Source organism: Rhodococcus sp. NPDC019647, assembly GCF_044389235.1.
Lineage (GTDB): Bacteria > Actinomycetota > Actinomycetes > Mycobacteriales > Mycobacteriaceae > Rhodococcus_F > Rhodococcus_F oxybenzonivorans.
In genome coordinates this window covers 23,761-49,735 of sequence record NZ_JBIRXS010000041.1, presented here as the reverse complement: position 1 = coordinate 49,735, position 25,975 = coordinate 23,761, and the positions used below count along the sequence as shown (strand labels likewise).

At 63.9% G+C, this 25,975-nt stretch carries 20 protein-coding genes; 6 read left to right on the top strand and 14 right to left on the bottom strand.

Annotated features, from left to right (window positions below; genetic code table 11):
* Positions 1 to 247: 247 nt before the first annotated feature.
* The 3 genes from ACH49N_RS36100 (at position 248) to ACH49N_RS36090 (ending at position 3,516) form a co-directional block, all read left to right on the top strand.
* On the top strand, positions 248 to 1,708 hold the full coding sequence (locus ACH49N_RS36100) for a benzaldehyde dehydrogenase (protein WP_358277684.1): 1,461 nt from the start codon (positions 248 to 250) through the stop codon (positions 1,706 to 1,708).
* Between the two features lie 34 nt (positions 1,709 to 1,742).
* On the top strand, positions 1,743 to 2,645 hold the full coding sequence (locus tag ACH49N_RS36095; RefSeq protein WP_358277682.1) for a hypothetical protein: 903 nt from the start codon (positions 1,743 to 1,745) through the stop codon (positions 2,643 to 2,645).
* Positions 2,646 to 2,838: 193 nt separating this feature from the next.
* The gene (locus ACH49N_RS36090; protein ID WP_358277680.1) at positions 2,839 to 3,516 is read left to right on the top strand and encodes a GAF domain-containing protein; all 678 of its coding nucleotides are present in this window, start codon (positions 2,839 to 2,841) and stop codon (positions 3,514 to 3,516) included.
* Positions 3,517 to 3,549: 33 nt separating this feature from the next.
* Here the strand turns inward: ACH49N_RS36090 and ACH49N_RS36085 are convergent, their stop codons facing one another.
* Both ACH49N_RS36085 and ACH49N_RS36080 read right to left on the bottom strand, forming a co-directional pair.
* Positions 3,550 to 4,281 carry an MFS transporter gene (locus ACH49N_RS36085; protein WP_397505079.1) on the bottom strand — a complete coding sequence of 244 codons (732 nt, stop codon included), beginning with the start codon at positions 4,279 to 4,281 and terminating at the stop codon, positions 3,550 to 3,552.
* Positions 4,282 to 4,642: 361 nt separating this feature from the next.
* Positions 4,643 to 5,161, bottom strand: a complete 519-nt coding sequence (locus ACH49N_RS36080; protein ID WP_358277676.1) for a hypothetical protein — start codon at positions 5,159 to 5,161, stop codon at positions 4,643 to 4,645.
* Between the two features lie 484 nt (positions 5,162 to 5,645).
* On the opposite strand from ACH49N_RS36080, the gene ACH49N_RS36075 reads away from it, so the two are divergent.
* The gene (locus ACH49N_RS36075; RefSeq protein ID WP_358277674.1) at positions 5,646 to 6,287 is read left to right on the top strand and encodes a PaaI family thioesterase; all 642 of its coding nucleotides are present in this window, start codon (positions 5,646 to 5,648) and stop codon (positions 6,285 to 6,287) included.
* 591 nt (positions 6,288 to 6,878) lie between these two features.
* Here ACH49N_RS36075 and ACH49N_RS36070 read toward each other — a convergent pair.
* The 12 genes from ACH49N_RS36070 to ACH49N_RS36015 all read right to left on the bottom strand — a co-directional run bounded on the left by ACH49N_RS36070 (position 6,879) and on the right by ACH49N_RS36015 (position 20,243).
* The gene (locus tag ACH49N_RS36070) at positions 6,879 to 7,832 is read right to left on the bottom strand and encodes a PDR/VanB family oxidoreductase (protein WP_358277672.1); all 954 of its coding nucleotides are present in this window, start codon (positions 7,830 to 7,832) and stop codon (positions 6,879 to 6,881) included.
* 159 nt (positions 7,833 to 7,991) lie between these two features.
* Positions 7,992 to 9,173: a flavin reductase gene (locus ACH49N_RS36065; RefSeq protein ID WP_358277670.1), complete on the bottom strand. Its 1,182-nt coding sequence runs from the start codon at positions 9,171 to 9,173 to the stop codon at positions 7,992 to 7,994.
* A gap of 95 nt (positions 9,174 to 9,268) precedes the next feature.
* A complete protein-coding gene (locus ACH49N_RS36060) occupies positions 9,269 to 9,490 on the bottom strand; it encodes a dodecin (RefSeq protein ID WP_358277668.1) in 222 nt (73 codons plus the stop codon).
* Positions 9,491 to 9,541: 51 nt separating this feature from the next.
* Positions 9,542 to 10,705, bottom strand: coding sequence for an acyl-CoA dehydrogenase family protein (locus ACH49N_RS36055; RefSeq protein ID WP_358277686.1), 1,164 nt, complete (start codon positions 10,703 to 10,705; stop codon positions 9,542 to 9,544).
* A gap of 187 nt (positions 10,706 to 10,892) precedes the next feature.
* The gene (locus ACH49N_RS36050; protein WP_358277666.1) at positions 10,893 to 11,780 is read right to left on the bottom strand and encodes an SMP-30/gluconolactonase/LRE family protein; all 888 of its coding nucleotides are present in this window, start codon (positions 11,778 to 11,780) and stop codon (positions 10,893 to 10,895) included.
* Positions 11,781 to 11,805: 25 nt separating this feature from the next.
* Positions 11,806 to 13,230 carry an aldehyde dehydrogenase family protein gene (locus ACH49N_RS36045; protein ID WP_358277664.1) on the bottom strand — a complete coding sequence of 475 codons (1,425 nt, stop codon included), beginning with the start codon at positions 13,228 to 13,230 and terminating at the stop codon, positions 11,806 to 11,808.
* A complete protein-coding gene (locus ACH49N_RS36040; protein ID WP_358277662.1) occupies positions 13,227 to 13,760 on the bottom strand; it encodes a hypothetical protein in 534 nt (177 codons plus the stop codon). The genes ACH49N_RS36045 and ACH49N_RS36040 overlap by 4 nt, the downstream gene beginning before the upstream one ends.
* Complete coding sequence (locus ACH49N_RS36035) at positions 13,757 to 14,773, bottom strand: phosphotransferase family protein (RefSeq protein ID WP_358277660.1); 1,017 nt, start codon at positions 14,771 to 14,773, stop codon at positions 13,757 to 13,759. The genes ACH49N_RS36040 and ACH49N_RS36035 overlap by 4 nt, the downstream gene beginning before the upstream one ends.
* Positions 14,770 to 15,873 (bottom strand): hypothetical protein, encoded by a 1,104-nt coding sequence (locus ACH49N_RS36030; RefSeq protein WP_358277659.1) that lies wholly within the window; start codon positions 15,871 to 15,873, stop codon positions 14,770 to 14,772. Before ACH49N_RS36030 ends, ACH49N_RS36035 begins: the two co-directional genes overlap by 4 nt.
* Before the next feature lie 16 nt (positions 15,874 to 15,889).
* Positions 15,890 to 17,518, bottom strand: a complete 1,629-nt coding sequence (locus ACH49N_RS36025) for a thiolase C-terminal domain-containing protein (protein ID WP_358277657.1) — start codon at positions 17,516 to 17,518, stop codon at positions 15,890 to 15,892.
* Positions 17,515 to 18,750, bottom strand: coding sequence for a cytochrome P450 (locus tag ACH49N_RS36020; RefSeq protein ID WP_358277655.1), 1,236 nt, complete (start codon positions 18,748 to 18,750; stop codon positions 17,515 to 17,517). Before ACH49N_RS36020 ends, ACH49N_RS36025 begins: the two co-directional genes overlap by 4 nt.
* On the bottom strand, positions 18,747 to 20,243 hold the full coding sequence (locus ACH49N_RS36015) for a phenylacetate--CoA ligase family protein (protein WP_397505073.1): 1,497 nt from the start codon (positions 20,241 to 20,243) through the stop codon (positions 18,747 to 18,749). Before ACH49N_RS36015 ends, ACH49N_RS36020 begins: the two co-directional genes overlap by 4 nt.
* 250 nt (positions 20,244 to 20,493) lie before the next feature.
* Here ACH49N_RS36015 and ACH49N_RS36010 point away from each other — a divergent pair, with 250 nt between their 5' ends.
* A complete protein-coding gene (locus ACH49N_RS36010) occupies positions 20,494 to 25,284 on the top strand; it encodes an AAA family ATPase (protein WP_358277651.1) in 4,791 nt (1,596 codons plus the stop codon).
* Complete coding sequence (locus tag ACH49N_RS36005; protein ID WP_358277650.1) at positions 25,244 to 25,924, top strand: response regulator transcription factor; 681 nt, start codon at positions 25,244 to 25,246, stop codon at positions 25,922 to 25,924. Before ACH49N_RS36010 ends, ACH49N_RS36005 begins: the two co-directional genes overlap by 41 nt.
* Positions 25,925 to 25,975: the final 51 nt, after the last annotated feature.

Below are 25,975 nucleotides of genomic sequence, written 5' to 3'. Positions count from 1 at the left end.
GTCGTCCAGATGGTTTTCCCCTCCGCGGTGCCGAGTGCGCGGGTGCTGAGCTGCACACTTCCCCCGGAGTCCAGGGCTGTGCGCGCAGCGTCATGAATCTGCGCTTTCTCCGTCATGGCCCGCACCACCTCCCACTCCATAGTGTCGTGAGTCACATCCTACGGATCGGTCAGGGCCGATCCCTAGGTGACAAGCGAACAGGCGGCGGGCGTATTCCCGCAGGTCGCAATGGAAAGGAATGGCGGAGATGGCGTTGCTGGGCGAGGGGTTGTGGCGGGCGAAGGTCTTCACCGGAGACTGGATCGCCGGTGGAGGCGGCGAGTACAGCGTCGTCGAGCCGGCCACGGGCGACGAGTTGGGGCGTGTCGGACGTGCCTCGGTACCCGATGTGGACGCGGCCGCCAAGGCCGCGGTCGACGCTCAGCGCGCCTGGGCCGCACTGCCTTACACCGAACGCGCCGCGGTATTGCGCCGCGCCGGGGATCTGTTCACCGCCCACGCCGACGAAATCGGCGAGTGGGTGGTCCGCGAAAGCGGCGGCATCCAGGCGAAGGCGGACCTGGAAACCCGTACCGCGGCCGAAGAGTGCTACGAGGCGGCGGCACTGGCCTCGCATCCGGTCGGTGAGGTGCTGCGCTCGGGACAACCTCGGCTGAGCTTCTCCCGCCGGGTACCGGCTGGTGTGGTCGGCGTGATCGCACCGTTCAACTTCCCGATCATCCTGTCTATCCGGGCCGTCGCCCCGGCGTTGGCGCTCGGGAACGCGGTGATCCTCAAGCCGGACCCGCGCACCGCCGTCTGCGGCGGCGTCGCCCTGGCCCGCGTCTTCGAAGAGGCAGGCCTGCCCGCCGGGGTGCTGTCGATGCTGCCCGGCGGAGCCGAGGTCGGCGAGGCCGTCGTCACCGACCCCCGGGTGCGGGTGATCGCGTTCACCGGCTCCACCCGTGCCGGTCGCGCGGTCGGGGAGCTCGCCGGCCGGCACCTCAAACGCGCCCACCTCGAACTCGGTGGAAACTCGGCCCTGATCGTCACCGGCGACGTCGACATCGACAAGGCCGCCTCGATCGGCGCGTTCGGGTCCTTCATGCACCAGGGCCAGATCTGCATGGCCACCGGACGCCACCTGGTCGACGCCCGGATCGCCGCCGACTACACCGCCGCCCTCGCCGAACACGCCGACAAACTGCCGGTCGGCGACCCGAAGACCGGTCAGGTCGCTCTCGGACCGATCATCGACGCCGGGCAGCGCGACCGGGTGCATTCACTGGTCACCGCCAGCATCGAGGCCGGTGCCCGGCTGGCCGCCGGCGGAACCTACGACGAGTTGTTCTACCGGCCCACCGTTCTCGCCGAAACCCCGCTCACCGCGCCCGCCTACCAGGACGAGGTCTTCGGTCCCGTTGCCCCGATCGTCACCTTCGACACCCTCGACGAGGCAGTGTCGTTGGCAACGACCAGCGAATACGGACTCTCCCTCGGCATCTTGTCCGGTGACGGTCTCGCCGCGCTCGAGCTCGCCGACCGCATCCCGTCCGGTCTGGTCCACATCAACGACCAGACCGTCTCCGACGAGGCCGTGAGCCCGTTCGGTGGGGTGGGCGCCTCCGGCACCGGGTCCCGCGCCGGCAGCATCGCCGCAAACCTCGACGCCTACACCGAAACCCAATGGGTCACCGCGCAGAGCACTCTCGCGACCTACCCGTTCTGATCTTCCCCACTCCTCCGCAGAAATGGACATCCCCATGAGCGCCAAGCACGGTTACAAGTGGATCGCCGCGAGGATCGAGGAACTCGATCCTCAGGTGGACTACGAAGAGATCTGGAAGCTCTCCACGTGCTACTACGTGAACGACTTCACGATGAACATCCTCTATTCCACCGGCTTCCCGCATTTCATGCTCGCCCCGTCCGGCGGGCAGACCATCTCCCGCGGTGGCCACGGAAAAGTGATCCTCGAACATCAGAAACGCGAGACCGACACCATGAACCACTTCTGGAAGTGGTTCGAGTTCGGCCCCTCGGACCTGCGGACCCAGCAGTCGATCCGCCAGGTCAACAACCTGCACATGAAATACGCCCGGCAGATGCCCGGTCACTTCGCGAACAACGACGAATTCGTGTACACGATGTGCTGGATCGGCGCCGACATGCACCGGCTGCGGCTGCGTATCGGCCTCCCGGGATACACCGAGAACCAGCAGATCGCGTGTCAGAAGTACTGGAATGAAATCGCGAAGTTCTTCATCAGCGAGAACGGGGACATCACCGGTTTCCCCACCACCTTCCAGGGAATGCTCGACCACCTGGACTACTACGAGAACCTGCCGTGGGAGCACTCCGAGGAAGGTGCCCTCGCCTGCGAGCACCTCCTGCAACAGTTCGACGAACGCTGGTTCAAGGGGCCACTGAAAGGCCTGGGCCGCACGATCATCCTCGCCCTGCTCGACGACTCCGCGCACCGGGTGCACCGTCTGCCGTACCCGAGCAAATTCGCCCAGTGGGCGGTGATGAAGACGATGAAGACCATCATGTTCACACAGGAACGCATCGCCCCGGACCCGAAACTCTCCACCCCGGAGAAGAAGAGGCGAGCTGCGGAGAAGGCGATCGAGAAAACAGCGCTGGCGAACACCGCGGCCCCATGAATATGTGCAACGCCGGGAGGGCACGAACCATCACTCCTCAGCGTCGCTGAGGAGTGTCCGGCACTGATCGAGTCGATGATCGATTCCCCGGGGAGGTGCAGTGTGGCGGGGGAGTTTCTCGTTCCGCCGGTGTCTGACCACTACTTTTTCGTATTGCGGAGTCATGGGGCGCCCGCCCGGAGGAATCACGGTGATGAAGGGTTCAGATGTAGAAGGTTTCGCGCGATTGCTCCGACCGCGCGATGACGATACCTTGCGCGCCGAGCTTCGCGTCATCGCAGCGGGATTCGCGACACCCGCTGTGATATTCGGCGGCCCCGTCTCAGTGGGAACCCTGCAGATCTCCGAGACACTCGGCACCAGAACAGCCGGACTGCGCGGCCTGCTGGTTTCGCCGAGGTTGGGCCTCGGCGGGCGCGCGATGACCCAGCTGCGGCCTCAATGGGTGGAGGATTACGCGAGCGCACAGACCATCACCCACGACTACGACCGCCCGGTCATCAACGAAGGACTACGAACCATCATCGCGGTACCGGTGGTGGTCGGTGGCCAATCGCGTGCCATCCTGTACGCCGCACTTCGGCAGTCCACCCCGGTCGGGGATCGACTTTTCGACATGCTCTCCCGGGCCGGGGACCGTCTCGCCGCGGTCGGGTTCGTCTGGGCATTCGTCGCCGCCGGCCGGGAAGGTTCGGCCCGCGCGCACTACCTTGCCCGGCGCGAACATGGTGATCGCCACGCGGCTGTACTCCGGCATCTGTTCAACCGCATGCTCGGTCAGCTCTATCAGTGCCTGCAAACCGATCAGAAGTACGACGCGACCAAAGCATTTCCCTGTCACGGAACAACGCCAGAGCCCGCAGCCGCTTGACCCGATAACAAGATCGGAGGTCTATGGTTTTCGTCAAGCGGCAGCTTCACGCAGTGGTGCCTTGGATGCGTCGCCGCGCTCAGAAATCAGGGTGAACTCGGGCGTCTCCTCGATCTTCAGACGGATGTAGAGAGCGATCGCGCCGAACGGTGCAGCGATGAGGAAGGGGATGCGCCAACCCCAGTCGAGCATCGCGCTGTCGCCGAGGGCCGTGTTGAGACCGGTGGCGACGATACTGCCGAGGAGGAATCCTGCAAGGCATGAGAAGGCCATCCAGCTGGTACCGAATCCTCGGCGGCCGGGACCTGAGAACTCGGCCAGGAAGCTACTGACGCTGCCGTATTCGCCGCCTACGGAGAAACCTTGCACAAGACGGCAGGCAACGAGTAGTGCGGGGGCCCAGAAGCCCAGTGTGCTGTAACCGGGTAATAGTCCGATGATGACAGTGGACACGGACATCAAGGACAGAACGATCACCAAAACCTTGGTGCGGCCGATGCGATCAGCCAGCGGGCCGAAAACCAGTCCGCCAATAGGGCGGGCGAAGAAGCTGATGCCGAATACCGCGAAGCTGCTCAGAAGCTGGATGGTTGGGGCGGAGTTAGGGAAGAAAACTGCACCGATCTGTGGCGCGAGATAACCGTAGATTGCGAAGTCGTACCACTCGAGGCCGTTTCCGGAGATTGCGCCGAAGAAGGCTCTCCTTCGTAAGGACGGTTCATCGGCCCGAACGGCATTTGCAGTTGTACTCATGGAGTGCTCCATTCCGGATGAGAAACTTTGGCGGAGGGCCAGTTGGAGAGCTGGTGTGAAGGTTTCCGGCCGCGGGGTGAGCGTGGGATCGGTACGTGTACGCGGGCCATGGGTTCGGGTGGCGCCGTCGGATCCGCGAATTCGAGGTTCGAATGATCCGCGGAACCTGGAACTCAGACAGGTTGCGCCTCAGCGCCGCTGGAAATCCACGGGCGTAGCGAGTCCTTCAGACAATCGATCAGATCGCACCCATGCCGCTAACCCATTATTCGCCATCTCCGAGTGACGCCGACGCTACCAACCTGTGCCGATTGAGGGGTGCACGTTGGTCGCGTGGCCACTCACCGTGCTGGCGAATTGGGACGGGGACTGATTACACTCTGGCCATCACCCGGGCTTGTGACTCGCGGGCCGACGCGGCAGCACCCAGGCCGAGGACTCCGATCACGATCAAGGCGATGTACCCCACGAATATCAACGCGGCGCCGAGCCGAGTGTTACCGATTCCTGACATGAGCACCGACCATGAGAGTGGCCCTTTCATCGCCAACACGGTGACAACCGTTTGGAAGACTCCGGCTAACACGCATATGCCACTGAGGACCCGCGTACCGGTGCGCACCGTGGCGATCGCGAGCACAGTGGAGGCCGCTGCGAAGACCCAGCCGAGCCAGTTGAAGTACGTCGTCTGAATGAAGGACGGGCTTCCGACGCTCGCAGCCGCCAATCCGGCGAAGGTTAGGTCCATCGCTGGGGCGTTCGCTGGCGCATTGGCCGGAACGTACGCCCAGGCAGGTCCCAGCAGACCCAGCCACAATGCCGCCGGACAGATCACGCCGAGCAACGTCGGAATACGACGATCATCCGCGGTGAACTCGGTAACAGTGCTCATTCGAATGTTCCTTCAGTTCGTAGGTGTAGTACGTTGCTTCGTAGGTGCCGTACTTTGTTCGACTCAGCGTTGAAGTAGGCGTTACGTCCGAATTTGTAAGGCAAGGCCGTTGATCTTCGTCGTGACGATGAGCCTTGGTCTGGTCGCGCCGATGCTGTTTGTCGATTTCTTCACGACACAACGCCCCTCCCTGACCTCACGACGATCATCAACGCCAACCTCCTTTCGGGGAATTGAAGGTGTCGACGATGACGACGGATGCACTGCTCGTTTTCTCACGACTGAGGGCGACGCAATGTCATTCGGTCAGGATTGACTGTATGTCGAGGTCGACGGTACCATCAAGGCGCGGTCAGCGATAGACGTTTGAGTTGAAGACATTCGAATACTGTTCGGATCTATCCCATTTCGCGTCTCACTGCACAATACTGCCACCCAATAGTTCACCCGTCGATGAGCATGGGATGTGAACAAAGGAGCGTCCTTGCCGAAATCGACAGCAGCGAGCGGTCAACCGACGCCGCAGCGACCCGGCGACCCGCCGGGGTATACTCCGACCGACGACCACCACGGAGATCGCGAGTTCGGTGAGCTCTTGGGAACTTTCCGTGAGCTACAGGCTGCCCTGTCCGCAGCGGCGCCGCCCGTTGGCCTGATGGAACGGTTGAGCCGCGAGATGGAGTCTGTGACCGGACTATTGGCTCAGCACAAGGTGCCCGAACAGGAGCGCTATTCGCAGCGAAATGAGATGGCGGGCAGAGGAAGCCCGATGCTGATCCCGTTTTCCGTTCAGGAGCTGAGTAAACGCTACATGGCCGTCGGTGTCGAGTTCACCGATGCGCACTTGGGCGGAAACGCCGCCGTCCACGGCGGTATCATCTCGTTGCTCTTCGACGACTTGATGGGAAAGTTCATGCGCAACAACGGACAGGGCGTGTCGCGCACTGCATTCTTGAAAGTGAACTACCGAAAAGTCACGCCACTACACCGACCGCTGAGGGCGGAGGTGTCGATCGACCGGATCGAGGGCCGCAAAACGTGGATCACCGGCGGACTCCTCGATGGTGACGAGCTGCTGGCTGACGCTGACGCGTTGTTCGTTCGTCTGCTTCCGGGGCAACCGTGAATGCCGTGAAGCCGCCAGGACGAAGATCAATAGTGAGCTGTAACTATACGATTGACCCGTGTGAACGGCCGCATTCGGGTAAATACCAGTGCGACACCGAACCGGTACGCATTGGACCGCGGTAGGCAGAGATCGCCCCGACAATCTGAGATTCCGCTTGTCACGCCGGGCAAGAAACTCAGGATAGGGAGATCGGATCGCTCCGGCGTCGGAGAGCCGACTCGTCGTGCAGTCGACACATCGCGACCAGAGTTTGATGAACGCTTGTTCCGAGATGGCGGCCATTACGGTCACGGCTGAGGATGACACGTATCCGTTCGTAGAACTTCTCCGTCGACAAACCGAAATTGACGAATAGATCCTCTTCTGTCGGTCCCCCGTATGGTTCCCACGCCAAGGCGGTTTGGACCAGTGTGCATTCTTCGTTGGTGAGCACAATCATTCCTTTCCCGGAGGGACAGAGCCGAAAATGAGCCCAAAGAACTGATGCGGCCGTCGGGGGTCCGAACGAGTTCGGGCCCTACGAAGTTGCCGGGAGACTCAGCATGCTCGAGTGCACAGCCGCGACGACCGGTACGCTAGTCAGAACCCTTAGAGATCGAGCACCAGTCTGGCACTCTTTGCGCGTGAGACACACGGGTACATAACCTCATTCGCCGCCTGCTCGGCTGGAGTGAGCAGACTGTCGCGATGGTCGACCTCGCCTTCGAGGACAACCGCTTCGCAAGTGCCGCACGTGCCCTCCTGGCATGACGACACCGTGAAGACGCCGGCCTCGTCGAGCATCTCGAGCACTGACTTGTCCGGTGGGACGGTCACCGTTTTCCCCGTGCGCTCGAGTACGAGGTCGAAGGATTCGGTGCGCACTGGGTCACCGAGCTCCTTGGGAGAGAAGCGCTCGAGGTGCAACGCTCCTCCCGGCCAGGCCGAGCAGCGCTCCTCGACCGCCTGCAGAAGTGCTTCCGGCCCACAGCAGTAGATGAGTGTGTCCGGCTGCGGAACCTTCAGCAGGGAGTCGAGATCGATCATTCCAACCTCATCCTGCGGATGAACTGTCAGGCGGTCAGGGTATTCGGACTCGAGCTCCTGCAGGTAGGCCATCGATCCCCGGCTGCGTCCACCGTATTCGATACGCACGGCGGCGCCGTCAGCAACCGCCTGAGCAACCATCGGTACCAGTGGGGTAATCCCGATGCCACCGCCGATGAACAGGTAGCGGGGGGAAGGATCCAACTCGAAGTGGTTGCGCGGTCCTCGCATATGCACGACTGCCCCATCACCGAGGTGGTCATGCACGTATCGGGAACCACCGCGGCTTTTCGGCTCGCGGAGTACGGCGATCTTGTACCGCGTCAGATCGGTCGGTTCACCGCAAAGTGAGTACTGTCGCACCAGTCCCGGCTCCATGATCAGATCGAGGTGTGCCCCGGGTGTCCACTTCGGCAGCTCACCACCGTCCGGTCGCTGCAAGACCAGCTGCGCCACTTGGTCGGCAATCTCCCGATGGCTCGTCACCACGAGCTCGAGTTCGTGCTCCTCAGACATTGTTGCTTTTCCTTCTAGTTAAGGGGGTAGGGAGGACAGGCGTTACAAGCCCACGAATCAAGCCACTGAAACGGGCCACGATTTCCGATCAGGTAGACCGATGTGTCGTGCACCGCGTTCAGGCACTCGCGTCCACGTGACCGATCTGCAAAACAGTCCTCATGGAGGAGGTGCTCCGCCGATCGCGGCCGTCGCTGATGCGGCAACAGTTACGAGCCGAGCGCAGCAATCGTAGATCTCGGCTCCCGATAGCGGTCGACCCAGTTTGTACAAGCTCAGCAGCAGCACCGCTGAGCCACAGTTGTCGAATACCGGAACGCTCATCACTCTGACGTCGTATTCGCGGTCTGGATGAATATGGGCGGGCTCGTAGTCATCGAGGATGAGGGATTTGGTTGCCGCAGTCAGCTCGAGGGTCTGCTCTCGGCTGGCGTCCCGCAACGGTAATGCCGCGACAGCGCGTTCGAATCGTCGTTGCTTGTCGCTCTCGAGCACCAGTGACCATCCGCGGTCGCGCACCCGATCGACGGCCGATGCCAGCGCTCCCTGGTCCAGGACGTCACGCGATGAGGACATCCACCTTGCCACCTTCGAAGGGTCCTCCCAGGCGATCAATGGGACAGCCAGCGGTGGCAAGAACGGCATGCGCTGGCCGAGTCGGGTGTGGGGGGCTGTCCGGAGCCGGTCCGCCACACTACTTCCGATCAGTACCAACTGGTCACCGATCGCGGTGGAAGCGCAGCACTCGCCTTCGAACTCGTTGGCGACGGTGCTCATCTCGTCACGAATTCGATCCACATAGCGCAATTGTTGAAAGAGGTCTGCCTCCGCCGGCGCAGTCAACGACGTCGAGGCGAATCGCCCGTACCCGCCCTGGAAGAAGATGAGCGGTGAATGATCCGTCTCGATCTGTAGGTCCCTGACGCGTCCGACGACGATGTAATGATCCCCGGCGTCGTGGACGGTGTCGATGTCGCAGTCGATCCACCCGATCGCGCCATCGATCCGCGGTGCACCGCTGCCTGCGGGAGTCCAGGAGATGTTCGCGAACTTGTCGACTCCCTTCAGGGAGAGACTCCGACACACATCTTGCTGTTGTGCGTTGAGGATGCTCACGCAAAAGCGTCCGGAGCGTTCGACTGTCGGGAATGTGGTCGACACTTTATCGGGGAAGAATGCGACCAAGGGGGGATCCAGGGAGACCGATGTGAACGACCCCACTGCCATCCCGACCGGTTTGTCGCGCTCGTCTGTCGACGTGATCGCGACAACTCCGGTCGGGAAGTTGCCCAGGACGTTCCTGAAGTGGCGTGGATCAATTGCGCTGTCGGCATTTACCACTGAAATCACCGTTTCTATCGGGAGGCAGTTAATCGACGAGTGTCACCAGTGACAACATTGTTCTGATCGGCAGCACGTCGCTGGCGTACGGGAAGTTAGATGGTGTCGCCGTCCTCTACCCGGAAACCGATTTTCAGCGATACTTGGAAGTGCGCGACGGCGCCGTTCTCGATGTGTCCTCGCGTGCCGATCACCTCGAACCATTCCAGGTTCCGTACCGTTTCGTGAGCGCGGGCGATGGCGTTCCGTAGTGCTGCGTCGGCGTTGTCGGGTGACGAGCCGACGATTTCGATGGAGCGATAGATATGATTGCTCATTTTCTTTCCTTCAGCGTCTATGCGGAGTTGTAAAATCGGAATCGAGCGATGTCAGAGTGAGCGTCCGATGAGTTCTTTCATGATCTCGTTGGTGCCGCCGTAAATTTTTTGCACCCGCGCCGCAGCGTAGAGCTGAGCGATGGGGTATTCCATGACGAATCCGTATCCACCGAATATTTGCAGGCAGCGGTCAATGACTTCGACCTGTTTCTCCGAGCACCACAGCTTGGCCATCGAGGCGGTGGCTGAATCGAGGCCACGCTTGATGTGATCGTCGATACAGTAGTCGATGAAGGTTTTCCCGACGAATGCGTCGGTTTTGCATTCTGCGAGAACGAATCGAGTGTTCTGGAATTCGATGATCGGTTTGCCGAAAGCTTTCCGTTCGCGGGCATAGTCGGTGGCCAGAGCGACGGCTGTTTGCGCTGCCGCGGCGGCCATTACGCCGATGATCAAGCGTTCTTGGCCCAGTTGATTCATCAGTTGAGAGAACCCGGCGCCCTCGCGGTCCCCCAGCAGGTTCCCGGCAGGGACATGCATGTCGACGAATGCGAGTTCACGCGTGTCCTGTCCATTCCCGCCGATCTTCTCGAGGACGCGTCCGCGCTCGAATCCAGGCAGGTTGGCTGTTTCGGCGACGATGAGTGAAATGCCTTTTGCGCTCTGACTCGGGTCTGTCTTTGCGACGATGATCAACAAGTCACAGTGCGAGCCGTTGGTGATGAAGGTCTTCGAGCCGTTGATGACGTAATCGGCTCCGTCGCGGCGTGCAGTGGTCTTGATCCCTTGCAGGTCAGAGCCCGTGGTGGGCTCGGTCATCGCGATCGCTCCGATCAGGTCACCCGACGCCATTTGTGGTAGCCATCGGCGTTTCTGGTCCTCACTTCCGTAGGCGAGGATGTAGTGCGCGACGATCGCCGAGTGGACCGAGTGTGCGATCGAGGTGTCGAGTCCGAATACGAGCTCCTGCTGCACAATCGCCTCGTGCCCGAAATTCCCTCCCAGTCCACCGAATTCCTCGGGAACGGAGGGACAGAGCAGGCCGGCATCGCCCAGCTTCTTCCATACCTCGCGGTCAATCTGATGTTGCTGCGCCCAGCGACTCTGATTGTCTGTCACCTCGCGGGCTACGAATTCACGTGCATGCAGCCGGAATTCGTGCTGTTCGGGAGTCTCCCAGGGACTCGGATGGTTCGGGAAAATATTGGTGAGCATCATGTTCTCATTTCAACGCTCGTGCGAATTCGTCCGGGTGGGCCACTCGTAGCTGGTTTTCTCGCCATCAACCTTGCGGTGGGTGTACGACAGAGTGTCGACAAGGTGTGCCGCAGGTGAGCTGGACCCGCCGCACCCCGCAACGGGTTGAGGGGTGCGGCGGAGATCCGGCAACGCTCTTGGTGTCTCAGGGTCGGCCGTCGGCGCGGGGCACGTCCACCGTGTGGGTGTAGAGTTCGGATTCCTTGGCGGCTTTGCGTTCCTCCTCGGCGAAGCTGGGTGCAGTGCACACCAGCAAGGTGCGGCCATCGGGGCCGCCGAGCGTGCAGGAATACAGCCCCAGTCCGTTAGGTGCCTTCACCTCGTCCACGATCGCCCCTCCGGGTGCCACGCGTACTGCCCGGCCATACAGTGCGTCCGCGACCCAGATATGTCCCTCGGCGTCGAGAGCGCACCCATCGGGCGCGAAGTCGGTCTGCACGAGGGTTTCGATTGACTCGTACGACGGTTCCTTGCCGACTTGTCCCCACACTCGCCGATCGTGCAGGGCACCGTTCTCACCGATAGTGAACGCGGTGAACCGGCCTCCGAAGGTCTCGGCGACGATCAGGGTCTTACCGTCGGGGGTGACGACCATTCCGTTGGGAAAGCGCAGGTCTTCGGCGACGACGGTGACCGTGCCGTCGGGATCGACCCGGGAGATTGCGCCTGGTTCGGGGGTTCCACCTCCGAACAGGTCGAACCCGAATGTTCCGACGAAGGCGCGTCCGCGTTGATCGACGACCATGTCGTTGGCGTAGCCGACTGTGTGTGGCGCGAGGTCACCGTGCAGTTGGAGGGTGCCGTCGGGATCGCGGCGCAGCACACGCGAGTCCTTCATTGAGACCACGAGCATGGTGCCGTCGGGCAGCCAACCGATACCGGAGGGCTGATTGGGGGCATAGCCCATCTCGTTGGCGGTGCCATCGGTGTCGACCCGCAGCACACGGTGGGTGTAGAGGTCGGAGGTGTACCAGGCTCCCTCGTGCCACCGCGGGCCTTCGAAGAAGGTTCCTCCGTCAAGCAGTTTTTCCATGATTGATGTCCTCTCGTGGGATGTGTCAGTTGGTGCGGGGAAGTGCGACGCTGACCGTGCGCAGCTCGCAGTACTGGTCGAGGCCGACGGCTGCGTTGGCCCGGCCCACCCCGCTCTGCTTGGTGCCGCCGAACGGCACCTCGGGTGAGACGATTCCGTGCCGGTTCACCCATGCCGATCCGGCGTCGAGGCGAGCAGCGATCTCGGTGCCGGCCGCGATATCGGAGGTCCACACCGACGCGCCGAGCCCGAAGTCCGTCGAGTTCGCGGCGTCGACGGCCTCATCGACGTGGCCGAAGGGGATAATTGGCAGGGCGGGACCGAATTGCTCCTCCGCCACCAGGGCGGCGTCCGGGTTGAGGCCGGTGACGAGCGTCGGCGGGTAGAACAGACCCGGTCCGGGTAGGGGAGCACCCCCGGTCACTGCGGTGCCGCCCGAGGCGAGGGCAGTTTCGACGAGCGTCCGCACCCGTTCGAACTGTGCCCGGTTCGCGAGGGGACCCATCGTCGTGGCCGGGTCGAACGGGTCACCGAGGGTGGTCGCCTGGGCTACCCGCGCCAGCGCCGCCGTCAAGGGCTCGAGGACGTCGGTGTGGACGTACAGTCGTTTGATCGCCGCACAGACCTGCCCAGTGCGGTAGAAGGCCCCCGCGAAGATCTTTGACGCGACCTTGTCGACATCGACGTCCGGGAGAACGATCGCTGCGTCGTTGCCTCCGAGCTCGAGCGAGAGCCGCCGCAGCCGCGGCGCGGCCGCAGCCATGATCTGCCGCCCCGCTGCGGTGCTTCCGGTGAACGAGACCATGCCGACGCCGGGGTGGGTCACCAGGGCGGCGCCCAGCTCGTCGTCGCCGACGACGACGTTGAGTACCCCAGCCGGCAACACCTCCCTGAGCAGGCTGGCGAGCTGCAGCAGTGTGAGTGGTGCGAGGGGGGAGGGCTTGATGACGATCGTGTTGCCCGCCGCGAGAGCACACGAGAGCTTTTCGACGGCGATCATCACGGGAGCGTTCCAGGGGATGATCGCGGCGACGACGCCGATGGGTGCACGGTGCACGCGGACGGACTGACGTGCGTCGTCGTGAATGATGTCGACCGGGAGCGGGGTTGCGGCACGGTGCCGCGCGAATGCGGCGGCGGCGGCAACCTCGAACTTTGCGTCCTTCAGCGGCAGTCCGATCTCGAGGGACAGTGTGTGCGCAAGAGTTTCGGCGTTATCGGTGAGGGTGTGTGCGATGGCCTCCAGTGCGCGGCTGCGCGTGCTCCAGTCGGCTGCCCAGGTGCTGCCGGCCCGCAGAGCGGCGTCGACGGCATCGTCGAGAAGCGCACGAGAGGCGACGGGACATTGTCCCGCGGACTCCCCGGTGGCGGGATTCTCCACGGTGAGAGTGGCGCCGGTGGCGACGAGTTCGCCGTTCACGAGCAACCGGGGCTCGGTGAGGATGGTCATGGTGTGGTTCCTTCCGTCGAGGGGGTCGCGGCAGTCACAGGAAAGACCGCCTGCCAGTTCACGCGCGCCTCGGCGTGTCGGCCCAGTGCGGCATAAAGTTCGTCGAGCACGGCAGCGGCAGCGGGCTTGTCGAGCTTTCCCTGCAGCGAAGTGAGAAGTTGCGCCGACAGTGCCGTCACGTCGTGGTGCAGCTGTTCCAATTTCGTAAGCCGGTCGCTTCCGGCGTCGGCCCCGCGGCGCAGCTCGGCCAGCTCACCTGCGAGGTTTTCCTCCGGCACTTGTGCCAAGGCCGCTGCACTCAGGGTGAGCAGCTCGTCCACTTCAGCGCGGAGCAGCTCGTGCCGACAACTGAGCTCGGTCTCGACAGTGTGCAGCAGCTTCACCACCGCCCGCACCTCACCGACCAGTTCGGCGGGCACCACTGGGGCCACCTCGGCGGTAAGGAACAGGCGTATCTGTGCGAGGGTGTCCAACCCAGTGGTGGGCACTCGGCGGGTGGACGGCACGGTGTTGCAACGGGTGTCGGTCATGACGCCTCCTCGGTGAGGTTCGCGCGCAAGCATTGGGCGATTGCGTGCTCGAGGTGGACCACCGCGCGGCCGAGCAGAAGAAGCGTCGGCCGGACCGGGGACCCATCCTCGGGGACGACCGCACCGGAGAGGAAAATCGCCGCGAGCTTGACCAACGCGTGCAGGCGCCAGAAGGCCAGGCGCTCGGGGTCGACCGCGTGACCGCTCGCGACCGCGTAGGCCCGGATGTACTCGTTCTCGGAGAGCAGCCCGCCCACGAGGTCGAAGTTGGTGGTCCACAGCATGGTCCAGGCCAAATCCTCGAGCGGGTCACCGAGGTGGGCGAGCTCCCAGTCGAGCACGGTGACGCGTCCGTCGGACCCGAACAGCAGGTTGTTGGCCTTGAAATCGCCGTGCACAACACCGATGCGATCGGCTGCGGGAGCGTGGGCCCGCAACCATGCCAGCGCCGCGGTGATCAATGGACCGGGATCGGAGGTGGCCTCGGCGATTGTGGTGGCCCACCGCTCCACCTCGGTCGAGGGGGACGATTCCTCGCCGACCGAGTCCGGGGCCGGGACGGCATGCAGTTGCGCCTGGAGTCGGACGAGTTCGTGTCCGAGCACCACGCGGTCGGGCGCGCGGCCTTTGCCCGCGAGGGCTTTCCGGAGGTCGGTTCCGTCGATGCGTTCGAGAATCATGAACGGCAGGCCGAGGGGCGAGTCGTTCACCTCACACCAGAATGGCCGGGGTACCGGAATTCCACGCGCCGCGAGGTCACAGAGCAGATCGAATTCCGTGCGCAAATTCCCATCGAGGGTCGCATTGTCGAACTCACGGCGCAGCACGAAGGCTTCGGTCCCGGTTTCCGAGTCGTGCACGTCGAAAGCCCACGTCTCGTGCAAGGTGCCACCCGCCAGGCGGCGCAGACCGTCCACGGAAACCGGTCGCCCCCGGCGGTCGCCGATGTACTTGCTCAGGGCGGCGCCCAAATCGATGCTCGCCGTCGCGTGCAGCGTGGCAGCGGCAGTCATGAGGTGAATCCGTAGCGTGGAAAGGCGCCGAAGATCTGAGTTTCGAACGTCCCATACCCGATCTCACCTGTGTCCGTGGTCATCCGGCACAGCACATGGGTGGGACCGATACGCGCAGTGACGGACTCGTCGGAGAGGTCGTAGGACACCGAGTCGACCCAGTTCTGCCCCATGTAGGCGCCGTGCCGCCACGGGTCCGGCCCACCGTATCCGGTACCGGCCCGCAGGTATGCACGCCGCAGAGGTTCGAGGTTGACCTGGCGTCGGGTGCCGTCGGCCTCGAGGAACGAGATCGACGACCCATCGAGCAGTTCCCGATTGGCGTCGAACTTCAGTTCGTGTTCCGGCCCGGAAAGCTCGAGCACGGATCCGCCCGCGGTGAACGTCGGCACCTGCCGGACTGTCTCGATCTCCCGCTCACCGGAGGCATGCTCGGACACGATGAGGTGGACGGTGCGTTCCTCGAACTGCATCGGCGACCAAATCCACAACGGCGGTCTCTGTGCGGACAATCCATGGGCCTGCGCGATGCCCTTGGGTTCACGCTCGAGGCCAATCGACCGCACCCCCCAGGAGCGGTCACGGGCACCCCACCACGTGTCCGGTTGGACATCGAATCGTCGTCCGGCGACCGTGATCTGGCCCGTCCACCGTCCGCTCTGAATCAGACGGGTGCCCTGCTCGAGCACCCGGCCCGCGACGCGGGAGAACAGCGGCGGCTCCTCGAATGCGGGAACCGCACCGTTCCACTCGAGATCCAGGGAGACGGCTTCTCCTGGTGCTACCCGAAACCGCAACCTGCGCAAACCCTCGAGCACTTCGAGGTCGACCGGACCGACCGAAGTGGAATCGAGCCTGTCGACCCCGAGCTCCCGCGAGGCGCGGGTGGTCCACTGCGTGTCACCCACGGCGACCGAGGCGAAGGTGTCGATGACGCCGAGGTTGGGGTAGACACCCATACCCAGCATGAAGAACACCTCACCGTCGTTGGAGTGGCCGGTGAGAAAGTGCCGGTCGTAAAAGCGCCGGTCACTCGTACCGGCGAAACGCACCGGCTCGTGGGTTTGGTGAATCATCAGGTCGTCAGCGGGGCCGATCATTGTGTACTCCCGTGTCTCAGTGGTCGGTGGTCAGTAGTAGACAGCCGGCGGGAATTCCCCCACCGGAAGTGGCGACGGCAACCTCGGCGCCGGGTACTTGCCGCGCGCCGGCACGTCCTTGTAGTTGCAGAACGGCCTCGGCGAGGTGGTCGAAACCGTTGCTGCGCCCCGCGGTGAGCTGCCCACCGTGCGGGTTGAGCGGCAACTCGCCTCCGGGCCCGATGCGGGCCGCTCCGGCAACGAAGTCACCCGCTTCGCCGACGCCACAGAAACCGAGCGCCTCCAGCCAACTCAAGGCGTTGAAGGTGAATCCGTCATAGAGCAACGCGACATCGACGTCGGTGGGTCGCAGGTTGGTGCGGCTCCACAGGTGTGCCGCCGGGCCGAAGAGGTTGGGCTGATGGGTCATGGTGCCCTGATCCCACGACTGCGGCTCAGCCAGTTGGGTTCCGACGGCCTCCACCCGCACCGGCGAATGCCGCAGATCACCGGCGGCGTCGGCCGCTGACACGATGACCGCAACCGCACCGTCACAGGGGATGTCGCAATCGAACAATCCGAAGGGTGTGGTGATGGTTCGCGCGGCCAGGTAACTGTCCATGTCCAGGGCGGTGCGATTGAGAGCGGCAGGATTGCGGGCGGCGTGCCTGCGCGCGGAGATCGCCAGCCAGCCCAGTGCCTCACGGTCGACGCCGTATCGCGCCATGTACTGCGAGGCATACAGTGCAATCCAGTGCGCCGGGGTGATGGCGCCGAAGGGCAGCCGCCACTGTCCTTCCCCGCCGATCCGATCACGGGTCGCATCCAGCCGCGGCACCGCTGTGGTGCTCACCGCGGTCACACAGAGCACGTGCCGGCACAAACCGGCCGCGACTGCAAGCATGGCGGCGATGACGGTCCCGGCCTGCCCGGGGACCTCCGCGGCACCGCAATGCCAACTCGGGTGCAATGCCAGGGCCTGCTCCAGGCCCCGCACACCTCCCTCGGATACGCCCGGAAGGCCGGCGGTCCCCGGGTAGGCGCAGATGCCGTCGATATCGGCGGCGGTCAGGCCGGCATCCGCGATTGCGGTGCGGCAGGCCTCCACCGAGAGTGACAGCGGTGTGCGTGCCAGTCGCCGACCGAATTCCGATCTTCCGACACCGGTCAGCGCTACCCGATGTTCGAACCGGTCGATGCTGGCCGGTGGTCTCACTGCAACCGAGGGGGCTTGCAACTTCACGGGAGGTGTGGACTCGACGGACGGCTCGAACACCGGTAACCACACGTCGCCCTTCTGCACGAACCGTGCTTGGACAGCGAGTCCAACCGTGACCTCTTCCGGTGCGCAGCCGACAATGTTCGTGGTCACCCGCACCCGCGGGTCTTCCGCGAGTGCGACGACGGCCACGACATACGGCGGTGGAAAGTCCGATGAGAACTCGTGCCGGTCGAGAGTGCATGCGATGACAGAGCCCTGTCCGGACACGGAGGCGACGGCGAGGTCGCCGGCTCCACAGTCCGGGCAGAACTCCGCCGACGGATGCACCAGCCGGGTGCATCCGTCGCAGCGCAGCACCCGCAGCGTCCCGTCGGAGCCGGAGGTCCAGAAGAAACCACTCGGCCCGTCGGTCCGCGGCAGGGGTGCCGTCGTCAGGGAAGTCACGGTGTGATTCCGTCTGCGCGCAACCACAGTTCCTGCAGCCCGCGGGTCAGGAACACCTGTTGCCAACGCAAAGGCCGTTCGGCGAGGCGAACTCCGGGGAGCCCCGTCAGCAGAATCGGGACCGCGACACTCGCCTCGAGCCGCGCGAGCGCCGACCCCAGGCACGTGTGGGCGCCGAACCCGAAGGCGACATGGGTGTTGTTCGCCCGATCAAGGCGCAGCACGTCCGGATCGTCGAATACCTCGGGGTCGTGATTCGCCGCAGCCAGCACGAGGAATACACGTTGACCCTTGCGGAGGAGTTGGCCGCCGAATTCGGTGTCTTCCCTCATCACTCGCACGACGGCCTTGCCGGGTCCGTCGAACCGCAGGAGCTCTTCGACTGCCAGGCGTGTATCGACCTTTCCGTCGCGCAGCGCCGCCAGTTGGTCGGGATGCTGGAGCAGCGCGAGCATGGAGTTGGCGATCAGGTTCGCGGTAGTTTCGTGGCCACCGAACAGCAGCAGGGTGCAGGTAGCGACGACCTCTGCTTGCGTCAGGGCGTCGCCTTCGTCACGAGATTCGATTAGTCCCGAGATGAGATTGTCGGCCGGTTCGGCTTCGTAGCGACGCAGCAGATCCCCGAAGTACTCGATGAGGGCGTCCATCGCCGCGGCCGCCCGGGCGTACCGGTCCGGATCGTCGAGCCCGGCCGACACCAACGGCGCGATCTCATCGGTCCAGTGCTTGAACGTGTCTCGGTCCTCGGGCGGCACCCCGAGCATTTCGGCGATGACGATGGCAGGAAGGGGATAGGCGAATTCGGCGATGAGGTCGAACTCGTCGTCAGCCGAAATCTTGCTCAGCAGGTCGGTGGACAGTTCGGCCACCCTCTCCTGCATTCGCTGCACGGAGCGCGGAGTGAATGCTTTGCGAACCAGGCTGCGCAGCCGCATATGGCTCGGCTCGTCCTGGAAAACCATCCAGTGCCGCAGTACCTCGAACGCCTGGCGGATCAAGGGGTCGGTGCCCGGGTCGGCCAGCTTGCGCTCGATGAAGGGCGCAATGCGGTCGGAGGAGAAGCGATCATCGCGCAGTGCGGCCGACACATCCCGATGGCGGGTGATCACCCATGATCGGTATTGCGGATTCCACACGACGGGGTTATCGCTGCGCAGCGGGGCGAACGCGCTGTAGGGATCCCGGATCGCTTCCTCTCCCATGAGATCGATCTCGGGTGTCGCGGCGGTCATCGTGCCACCGCCTCGGGGCGCTCATCGATGACCCGACGGGCCTTGAGCACAGCGCGCTCGAAGGTGCCTGGTTCGACGAGAGTGACCGGAATTCTGATGAGGCACCGGGTCTTGAGCTCGTCGGCGGCTCGCCGTCGCACCCGTTCCCGGTCCTCAGCGCTGCCGAGGAAGTCGGGAGACAGCTCGGCCTCTACCGCAATCTCGTCCAAGTTCCCCCTACGGAAGACGCGGATTCGGAATTCGAGACCGAGTCCGTCGACCCCACGCAGAGCATGTTCGATCCCCGATGGGAAGACGTTCGCGCCGCGGATCACCAGCATGTCGTCGGCCCGTCCGAGTAGTCCGCGAGGCATCCGCGGATAGGTTCTCCCGCATGCGCAGGGTTCGGAAGTCATGAAGCTTCGGTCGTTGGACGCGAACCGGATCATCGGCTGCGAAATCCGCCACAGGTGGGTATAGACAATGTTGCCGACCTCGCCCTCCGGTACAAGATTCGCCGGATCGTCCGGATGAACGATTTCAGTCCATACCTCGTCGTTGTAGACGTGTGTGCCGTTCATCTGGTCACACTCGGCGTTGGTGACGAAGGGGAACATCTCCGAGGTGGTGCCGGCGTCACAGACCGTCTTCAGACCCCAGGTATCGAGCAACTTCTGTCGTGTCGACGGGATCGACCCTCCAGGCTCTCCGCCGGAGAGGAAGACCCGCAGGGGCGACGCCGCCGTGTCGTAACCGAGGTCCTGGGCGACTTCGGCCATGTGCAACAGATACGAGGGGGTTCCCTCGATGACGGTGCAACCCATCTTGTAGATCATCTCGATGTGCCGACGGGTGTCCGCGGCACCCATCGGAAGCACCGTGGCCCCCAACGATTCGGCGGCGTACAGCATCGCCCACCCGCCGAAGAACAGGCCGAAGGGAAACGCGAAATGCACGATGTCGTTCGGTCGCACACCAGACGCCCAGTGCGTCATCGCGAAGATCTCCCGTGCCTGGTCCCAGTCCTGCTTGGCGACCCCGTACATCGTCGGAGTGCCTGAAGTGCCGCTCGAGCCATGGATGTGCCAAATGTCCGACCGATCGATGCCCAGGTATGAACCGAACGGCGGGTGCTCGGCCTGGTCAGCTACCAACATCTTCTTCGTGATGATCGGACAACGCTTCGTGAAGTCATCGAAGCTGCGCACCTGGTCCGGGTGGAATCCGTGGGCGTCCCAGTGACGCTTGTAGAACGGCAGCGTGTACGCCCGCGCAAGTTGCTTCTGCAACTGGGCGAGTGAGGCTGCCTCGCGTTCTACCGGGTCACGGAGCTCGCGCTGCGGGTTCCAATACGCCGACGTGTCGGGCATGGTGGGGGTCCTTTCGGGGAACTGGGTCAGACGGTGACGGCGGCGGCCCTTGCGGTTGTTTGCATCGTTGATGCGCCGGTTCACCTCGGGGATGACTTCTTCGGAGATCAGCCGCAGGCTCTCCTTGACGTCCTTGTAGTCCATTCCGCCGTAGGAGACGGAGTCGGATCGTGTACCGAGTGGATCGGTGTGCAGCCGCCGTGGTGGGCGGTGGTTGATCGGGGGACTGCACCTGGCCTGCATCAAGGGTGATGCACATCACTTGCCTGGCCAACCGGGGGCACTACGGTTAAAGATGCGGACAACGTCCGGGGAAAACACGGACAACGGTGCCGACGGTGACACGTAGGCTTTTACTCCTGTCCGCGAGTCGCGTCCCACTGGAGGAGGAACCATGCAGCACACCTCCACCTCGGCCGATGAGTGGTCGAATTACGCGATACTCCAAGTCCTCAAACGGACCCCTACCAGCGAGACACACCTCGCGGTGCAGCACCACACCGGCGCAAAAGTGATACTGAAAACCGCCGATGCTGACATGGCCTCGATCGCTACCAGGATGCCCAGCGAGCGTCAAGCCGCGACATTGCCGACGGTGCACTGTCCTGGCGTCGCCGTACCGCTCGACATAGAGGTTTCTAACGGGCGGATCCACACCGTCCGGCCCTATATCGAGGGAATCTCGTTGCGGGAGTGCCTCACCAACGGACCCCTCGGTCTCACCGACACCCTTGCGGCGGGTCGCGGCGTTTTGACCGCGCTGTCTTGTCTCCACGGGCAGGGGCTCACACACCGCGACGTCAAACCCGAAAACGTGATCGTCAACCACCCCGGCCCGCTGCAGTCCATCACGATCGTCGATCTCGCTGTCACCTCCACCCCGTTCCCCACTCAGGCCCACGGTGACCAGTCCGCCCGCACTCTCCGGTATATGGCCCCCGAACTCACGGGGATTCTCGACCGGAGCGTCGACGGCCGCGCGGACCTCTATTCCGTCGGAATCGCGTTGTTCGAATGTCTCACCGGGCGGCCCCCATTTGACGCATCCGGAGTGCGGGATCTGCTGCGGCAACACCTTTCCGAGCCCTTGCCGCCGCTCCGATCGATCGGCGTACGGGCCCCGCAGGCGCTGGAGGAAATACTTCGTAGGCTCACCTACAAGGACCCGGAAGACCGATACCACTCGGCGGAGGCGGCGCTCGCCGACATCGTCGCGTTGAGCCAAGCACTCGGTCGTGGTGTTCTCGAACCCGACATCGTCGTCGGTTCCCGCGACTGGCGCCAGACCCTGACCGAACCGGCGCTGACCGGGCGGGAGACGGAGCTGGCAACTTTGCACCGGGGCATCGCCGATGCCGGGGCAGGCGCGAGCCGGCTGATCATCCTCGAAGCTGAATCCGGTGGAGGTAAGTCGCGAGTTCTCGACGAATTCTGTCGCAGAGCCGCATCCGAGGGCGCCTGGGTGTTGCGTGGGCAGGGCATCGAACTGGCCGCCCAGCATCCGCTCCAGGTGCTCGCGGGCGTTGTTACCGGCATCGCCGGTAACCGGAACGACATCCCACGGATCGTCGATCGGCTCGGAGACGCCGTGGGCCCCTTGTGCCAAGCGCTACCGGAACTCGCTGATGTCCTGCCCGGCCCCTCGAACCCTCCCATGGTCTCGGAGGCGCAAGCCCGTGTCCGCACTGTGACAGCGCTGGTGGATCTGCTCAATGCACTGGGTTCGGCACATCGACCGGCGGTGGTCGCACTCGACGATTGCCAATGGATCGACGAACTGACCCTGCAGGTACTCCAAGCCTGGTGTGAGCAAACCTATGACGACACGGCAGAGCCGGCGCACGTGCTCGTCGTCCTCGCTGTGCGTCCTGACGAGGGCGCGACCCCCCAGCTCGTGGCAGGCCTGTCCGCGGCGGAGCGAGTGCTTCTACCCAGATTGGACACCGAGCAGATCAGCAAGATCGTCGCGTCGATGGCCGGCGTCGTACCGGACGAAGCGATCCGCGCCGTTGTCGAGCTCTCCGGCGGCAACGCCTTCATGGTTTCGGCAGTACTGCGTGGGCTGGCGGAGTCCGGAACCCTGCGCGCCGACCGACATGGGTGGCGCTTCACTCCTGGCCCGGGCGGATGGCAAGCCTCACGGGAAGCGGCAGCGATCCTCGCCCAACGCATCGCACTCCTGGCCCCCGCCACCCGACGGCTTCTCGCAGCCGGTGCAGTGCTGGGGAGATCGTTCGACTTACGGCTAGCGGCGCGGTTGGCTGCCAGCGGAGAAGACCACACGCCCGCAGAAGTATCGGCCATCGTGCGGCAGGCAGTCGAGCGGCATCTGGTGTGGTGGGACGGACCCGGCGTGTGCAGCTTCGTGCACGATCGGTTACGGGAAAGCTTGATCGTCGACCTCACCGCCACCGAACGCGCGGAGCTTCATCGCCGAGCAGCCGAGCAAATCGAGTCGACCGAGCCCTCGCGTGCATTCGAACTCGCCTACCACTACGACGCAGCCGGGGAACCGATGCGGGCGCTGGGCTATGCCATGGAATCTGCATCCTCCGCCCGCGCCCGCCATGATCTGGAATTGGCCGAGCGTCAATATCGGATCGCCGAGCGCGGCGCCCCACACCATGACGCGGGAATGCGATCGGAGATCGCGGAGGCCCTGGGCCAGATTCTCACTCTGCGTGGCCGCTACACCGAGGCCGCCGAACGGTTCGAGCTCGCGCTCTCGCTCACCAGCAATGAGACCGACATCGCCCGACTTGAAGGGCAGCTCGGGGAGGTGTTGTTCCGCACCGATGATTTGGAAGCCTCGGTACGCCACAGCGAGGCCGGGCTGCGGGTCCTCGGTGAGCGGATTCCCACTGGGACGGTCATGGTCGTCGTCGCGTTGCTATGGGAAATCCTTCGCCGAATCATGACGGGCGGACTGAGTAGGCGACATTCCCCACGGGCCCAGACGACCGAACGACAGCTATTGAGATCGCACCTGTACACCCAGCTGCAATATCCGCGATGGTTTCACAACCGCCGCATCGACGCGCTGTGGCTCATGTTGCGCCAGGTGAACGTCGCAGAGCGGTGCCCACAGAACCCAGAGCTGGCTCACTCCTACGGGGTGTGGGGTGGTGCACTTTCTGTGACCTTCCCGTTCCTGGCACGCAGCGGCCGCCTCTACGTCGACCGTAGTCTCGCCCTCAGCCACGCCCGGCGCGACTCGAGAGGCGAAGGACACGCCGCCAGCATGCTGACCTGTCAGCTGCTCGGCGCCGCCGAATACCGGAAAGCGGCTGAGTCAGCGCAGCACGCTGCGGAGATGCTCGAACAATATGGCGACCGGTGGGAAGTGAACTTCGTTTCGCGGAATCGGGCCCTGTGCCTGTACCGCCTGGGCCGATTCCGTGAGGCGGTCGAGGAAGCCCGACGGGTGCACCGTCTCGCCATCGAAATCGGTGATGTGAACGCCGAGGTCACAGCGCTCGAAGTGATCGCCAAGGCAACCAATGGTCAGGTGTCGTCCGCACAGACGCAGCGAGCGCTGCGCCTGCGCGGGTCTGATCTGGAAGTGACCGTCGGTGCAGCGCAGGCGGAGGCGCTCAGGCTTCGTCACGCGGGCCGCCTTGATGAGGCCGCGCGATACCTGGAAGACGCCGCCCTGGAAACACGGCACGCCTGGCCGAGCAGCGTCTACCTGGTGCCAGTGCACTCCTGGCTTGCCACACTCCACCGCGAACTCGCTGAACGATGCGAATTGCCAGGCCCACGCAAGCGCGCTCTTCGACAGGCGCTGCGCTCGGCACAGAGAGCCACTCGGCATGCGCGAATCTATCCGGGGGAGCGCCCCCATGCCCTGCGCGAAGCGGCGCTCGTCGCCGCCCTGGCGGGCCAGTCGCACAGAGCCCGCCGTCTCGTGAACCGTAGTGTGACGGCGGCCGTAGCGCAGGAGGCGTGGGCCGAGCTGGCCGAGACACGACGACAGTGCAGCCGACTCGGACTACCGATGCTCGCATCATCGGCAATCGACGAGACGTCGGAACCGGAAACCTTCACCGATCCGGTGAAACTCCCCACTCTGGGACTTGCCGACCGTTTCGCTTCATTGCTGGAGGCTGGCGCGCTCCTTGCCTCGGCCGACTCACCTGAGGCCATTACCGATGCCGTGCGACAGACCACGACCTCACTGCTGCGCGCCGACCACTGCCTCGTCGTGGGATTCGGCGCCGAGGATGCCGACTGGTCCGCCGACGCCCCGGCGGAGTGGCGTGCCGGCCTGGAAGTGGCTCGATGGGTCGCGGAGTCGAAGCGCCCGATAGTGCTCAGTGAGCCATTCGACACCGAACACGATGTCGTCGACAGCCTCGTTCTCGCCGGAATTCGCTCCTTGGTGTGCGCGCCCGTGATCGTTCAGGACGAGGTGGCCGGCTGTATCCTCGCCTCGCATTCACAGGTTGGGCAACTCTTCGGAGAAGAGGAGGAACGACTGGTCGAGTTCATCGCGAGACTCGCCGGCGCCGCCATGGAGCGTCAACTGCTGCAGCGGCAATCACGCATCCGCGTCATCAACGCCCAAGAGGCCGAGCGCGCACGCATCGCACGCGACCTCCACGACGAAATCGGCCAGGCTTTCACCGCGGTGCTGCTGCAAGTGCGCCTGATCGAGGACAGCGCCGCTGACCTCGAGGGCGGGCTGCGACCGACGCTGCTTCAACACATGTCCGAACTCCGTGACCTCGTCAGTACCGGGCTGCGCACCGCACAACGGCTGGCCTTCGATCTCCGGCCCGCGGTTCTCGACGACCTCGGCCTGGTCGCTGCGCTGCGTCGGTTGGTCGTCACTGCGTCAGGTAACCCGTCGGTGACGGTGAGGCTGGAGGCCGTCGAGCTGAACGACGGCGATCGACTGCCCTCGGATGTCGAGACCACAGCGTATCGGGTGGTGCAGGAAGGTCTCACCAACGTCGCGCGGCACTCGAAAGCCTCCGAATGCAGTGTTGTCATCGCCCGCCAGGAGGATCGTCTGCGTGTCATCATCGAAGACGACGGGGTTGGATTCGACCCGGGTGACAGCCATCTCGGACTCGGGCTGCGGGGGATGACTGAGCGCGCAGAACTCGCCGGTGGCACATTGAAGCTGAATTCAGTGCCCGGTGAGGGCACTACGATTGTGCTCGAGGTGCCCATTGACTGAGCAACTGCGCGTACTCCTCTGCGACGACCATACGATCATGCGCAGCGGACTTCGACGCATCCTCGGTGACGCGTCAGACATTACGGTGATAGGTGAAACGGGCACCGCCGCAGATGCCGTCGACATGGCCCGTGCAGAGAAGCCTGACATCGTTGTGATGGACCTGACCCTGCCCGACGCGAGCGGGATCACGGCCATTGAGCGGATCCGCTCTGTGAGCCCCGCAAGCAGAGTGCTGGTACTGACGATGCACGAAGATATCGCCTACCTACGAGAGGCTTTCGCGGCCGGCGCCGCCGGATATCTGGTCAAAGCAGCAGCCGATGCCGAACTTCTCCGTGCAGTCCACGATGTCGCAGCCGGAACCCGATACGTCGATCCGTCCATGGGAGCGGCCTTGGTGGACGGTGGATCCCAACCACAAAACCTCGCCGAGGCCGCAGTTGCCTCACTATCCGAACGCGAACTGGAAATTTTGCGCCTGGTCGCGCTCGGCTACACCAATCCGGAGATGGCGAAAAAACTGAACCTGTCGGTACGCACCATCGAGACCTACCGCTCGCGCATCCAACAAAAGGTCGGCCTCCGCTCCCGTGCGGAACTCGCGCGTCTCGCACGTGAAGCCGGTATCACCCGCTGATCCTCACTCAGTGAGTACGGGCGACGAACGCCGGCGATGCCAGTCGTGTTT

What these genes read in the sequence shown, in the direction of transcription:
- ACH49N_RS36050 (WP_358277666.1), bottom strand. Translation starts at nt 11,780, where the DNA reads ATGGAAAAACTGCTTGACGGAGGAACCTTCTTCGAAGGCCCGCGGTGG.
- ACH49N_RS36015 (WP_397505073.1), bottom strand. Translation starts at nt 20,243, where the DNA reads ATGGACTACAAGGACGTCAAGGAGAGCCTGCGGCTGATCTCCGAAGAA.
- ACH49N_RS36045 (WP_358277664.1), bottom strand. Translation starts at nt 13,230, where the DNA reads ATGACCATCCTCACCGAGCCCCGGTTGCTCGTGAACGGCGAACTCGTC.
- ACH49N_RS36020 (WP_358277655.1), bottom strand. Translation starts at nt 18,750, where the DNA reads ATGACCGCCGCGACACCCGAGATCGATCTCATGGGAGAGGAAGCGATC.
- ACH49N_RS36040 (WP_358277662.1), bottom strand. Translation starts at nt 13,760, where the DNA reads ATGACCGACACCCGTTGCAACACCGTGCCGTCCACCCGCCGAGTGCCC.
- ACH49N_RS36070 (WP_358277672.1), bottom strand. Translation starts at nt 7,832, where the DNA reads ATGTCTGAGGAGCACGAACTCGAGCTCGTGGTGACGAGCCATCGGGAG.
- ACH49N_RS36090 (WP_358277680.1), top strand. Translation starts at nt 2,839, where the DNA reads ATGAAGGGTTCAGATGTAGAAGGTTTCGCGCGATTGCTCCGACCGCGC.
- ACH49N_RS36060 (WP_358277668.1), bottom strand. Translation starts at nt 9,490, where the DNA reads ATGAGCAATCATATCTATCGCTCCATCGAAATCGTCGGCTCGTCACCC.
- ACH49N_RS36010 (WP_358277651.1), top strand. Translation starts at nt 20,494, where the DNA reads ATGCAGCACACCTCCACCTCGGCCGATGAGTGGTCGAATTACGCGATA.
- ACH49N_RS36085 (WP_397505079.1), bottom strand. Translation starts at nt 4,281, where the DNA reads ATGGAGCACTCCATGAGTACAACTGCAAATGCCGTTCGGGCCGATGAA.
- ACH49N_RS36100 (WP_358277684.1), top strand. Translation starts at nt 248, where the DNA reads ATGGCGTTGCTGGGCGAGGGGTTGTGGCGGGCGAAGGTCTTCACCGGA.
- ACH49N_RS36095 (WP_358277682.1), top strand. Translation starts at nt 1,743, where the DNA reads ATGAGCGCCAAGCACGGTTACAAGTGGATCGCCGCGAGGATCGAGGAA.
- ACH49N_RS36080 (WP_358277676.1), bottom strand. Translation starts at nt 5,161, where the DNA reads ATGAGCACTGTTACCGAGTTCACCGCGGATGATCGTCGTATTCCGACG.
- ACH49N_RS36030 (WP_358277659.1), bottom strand. Translation starts at nt 15,873, where the DNA reads ATGATCGGCCCCGCTGACGACCTGATGATTCACCAAACCCACGAGCCG.
- ACH49N_RS36055 (WP_358277686.1), bottom strand. Translation starts at nt 10,705, where the DNA reads ATGCTCACCAATATTTTCCCGAACCATCCGAGTCCCTGGGAGACTCCC.
- ACH49N_RS36035 (WP_358277660.1), bottom strand. Translation starts at nt 14,773, where the DNA reads ATGACTGCCGCTGCCACGCTGCACGCGACGGCGAGCATCGATTTGGGC.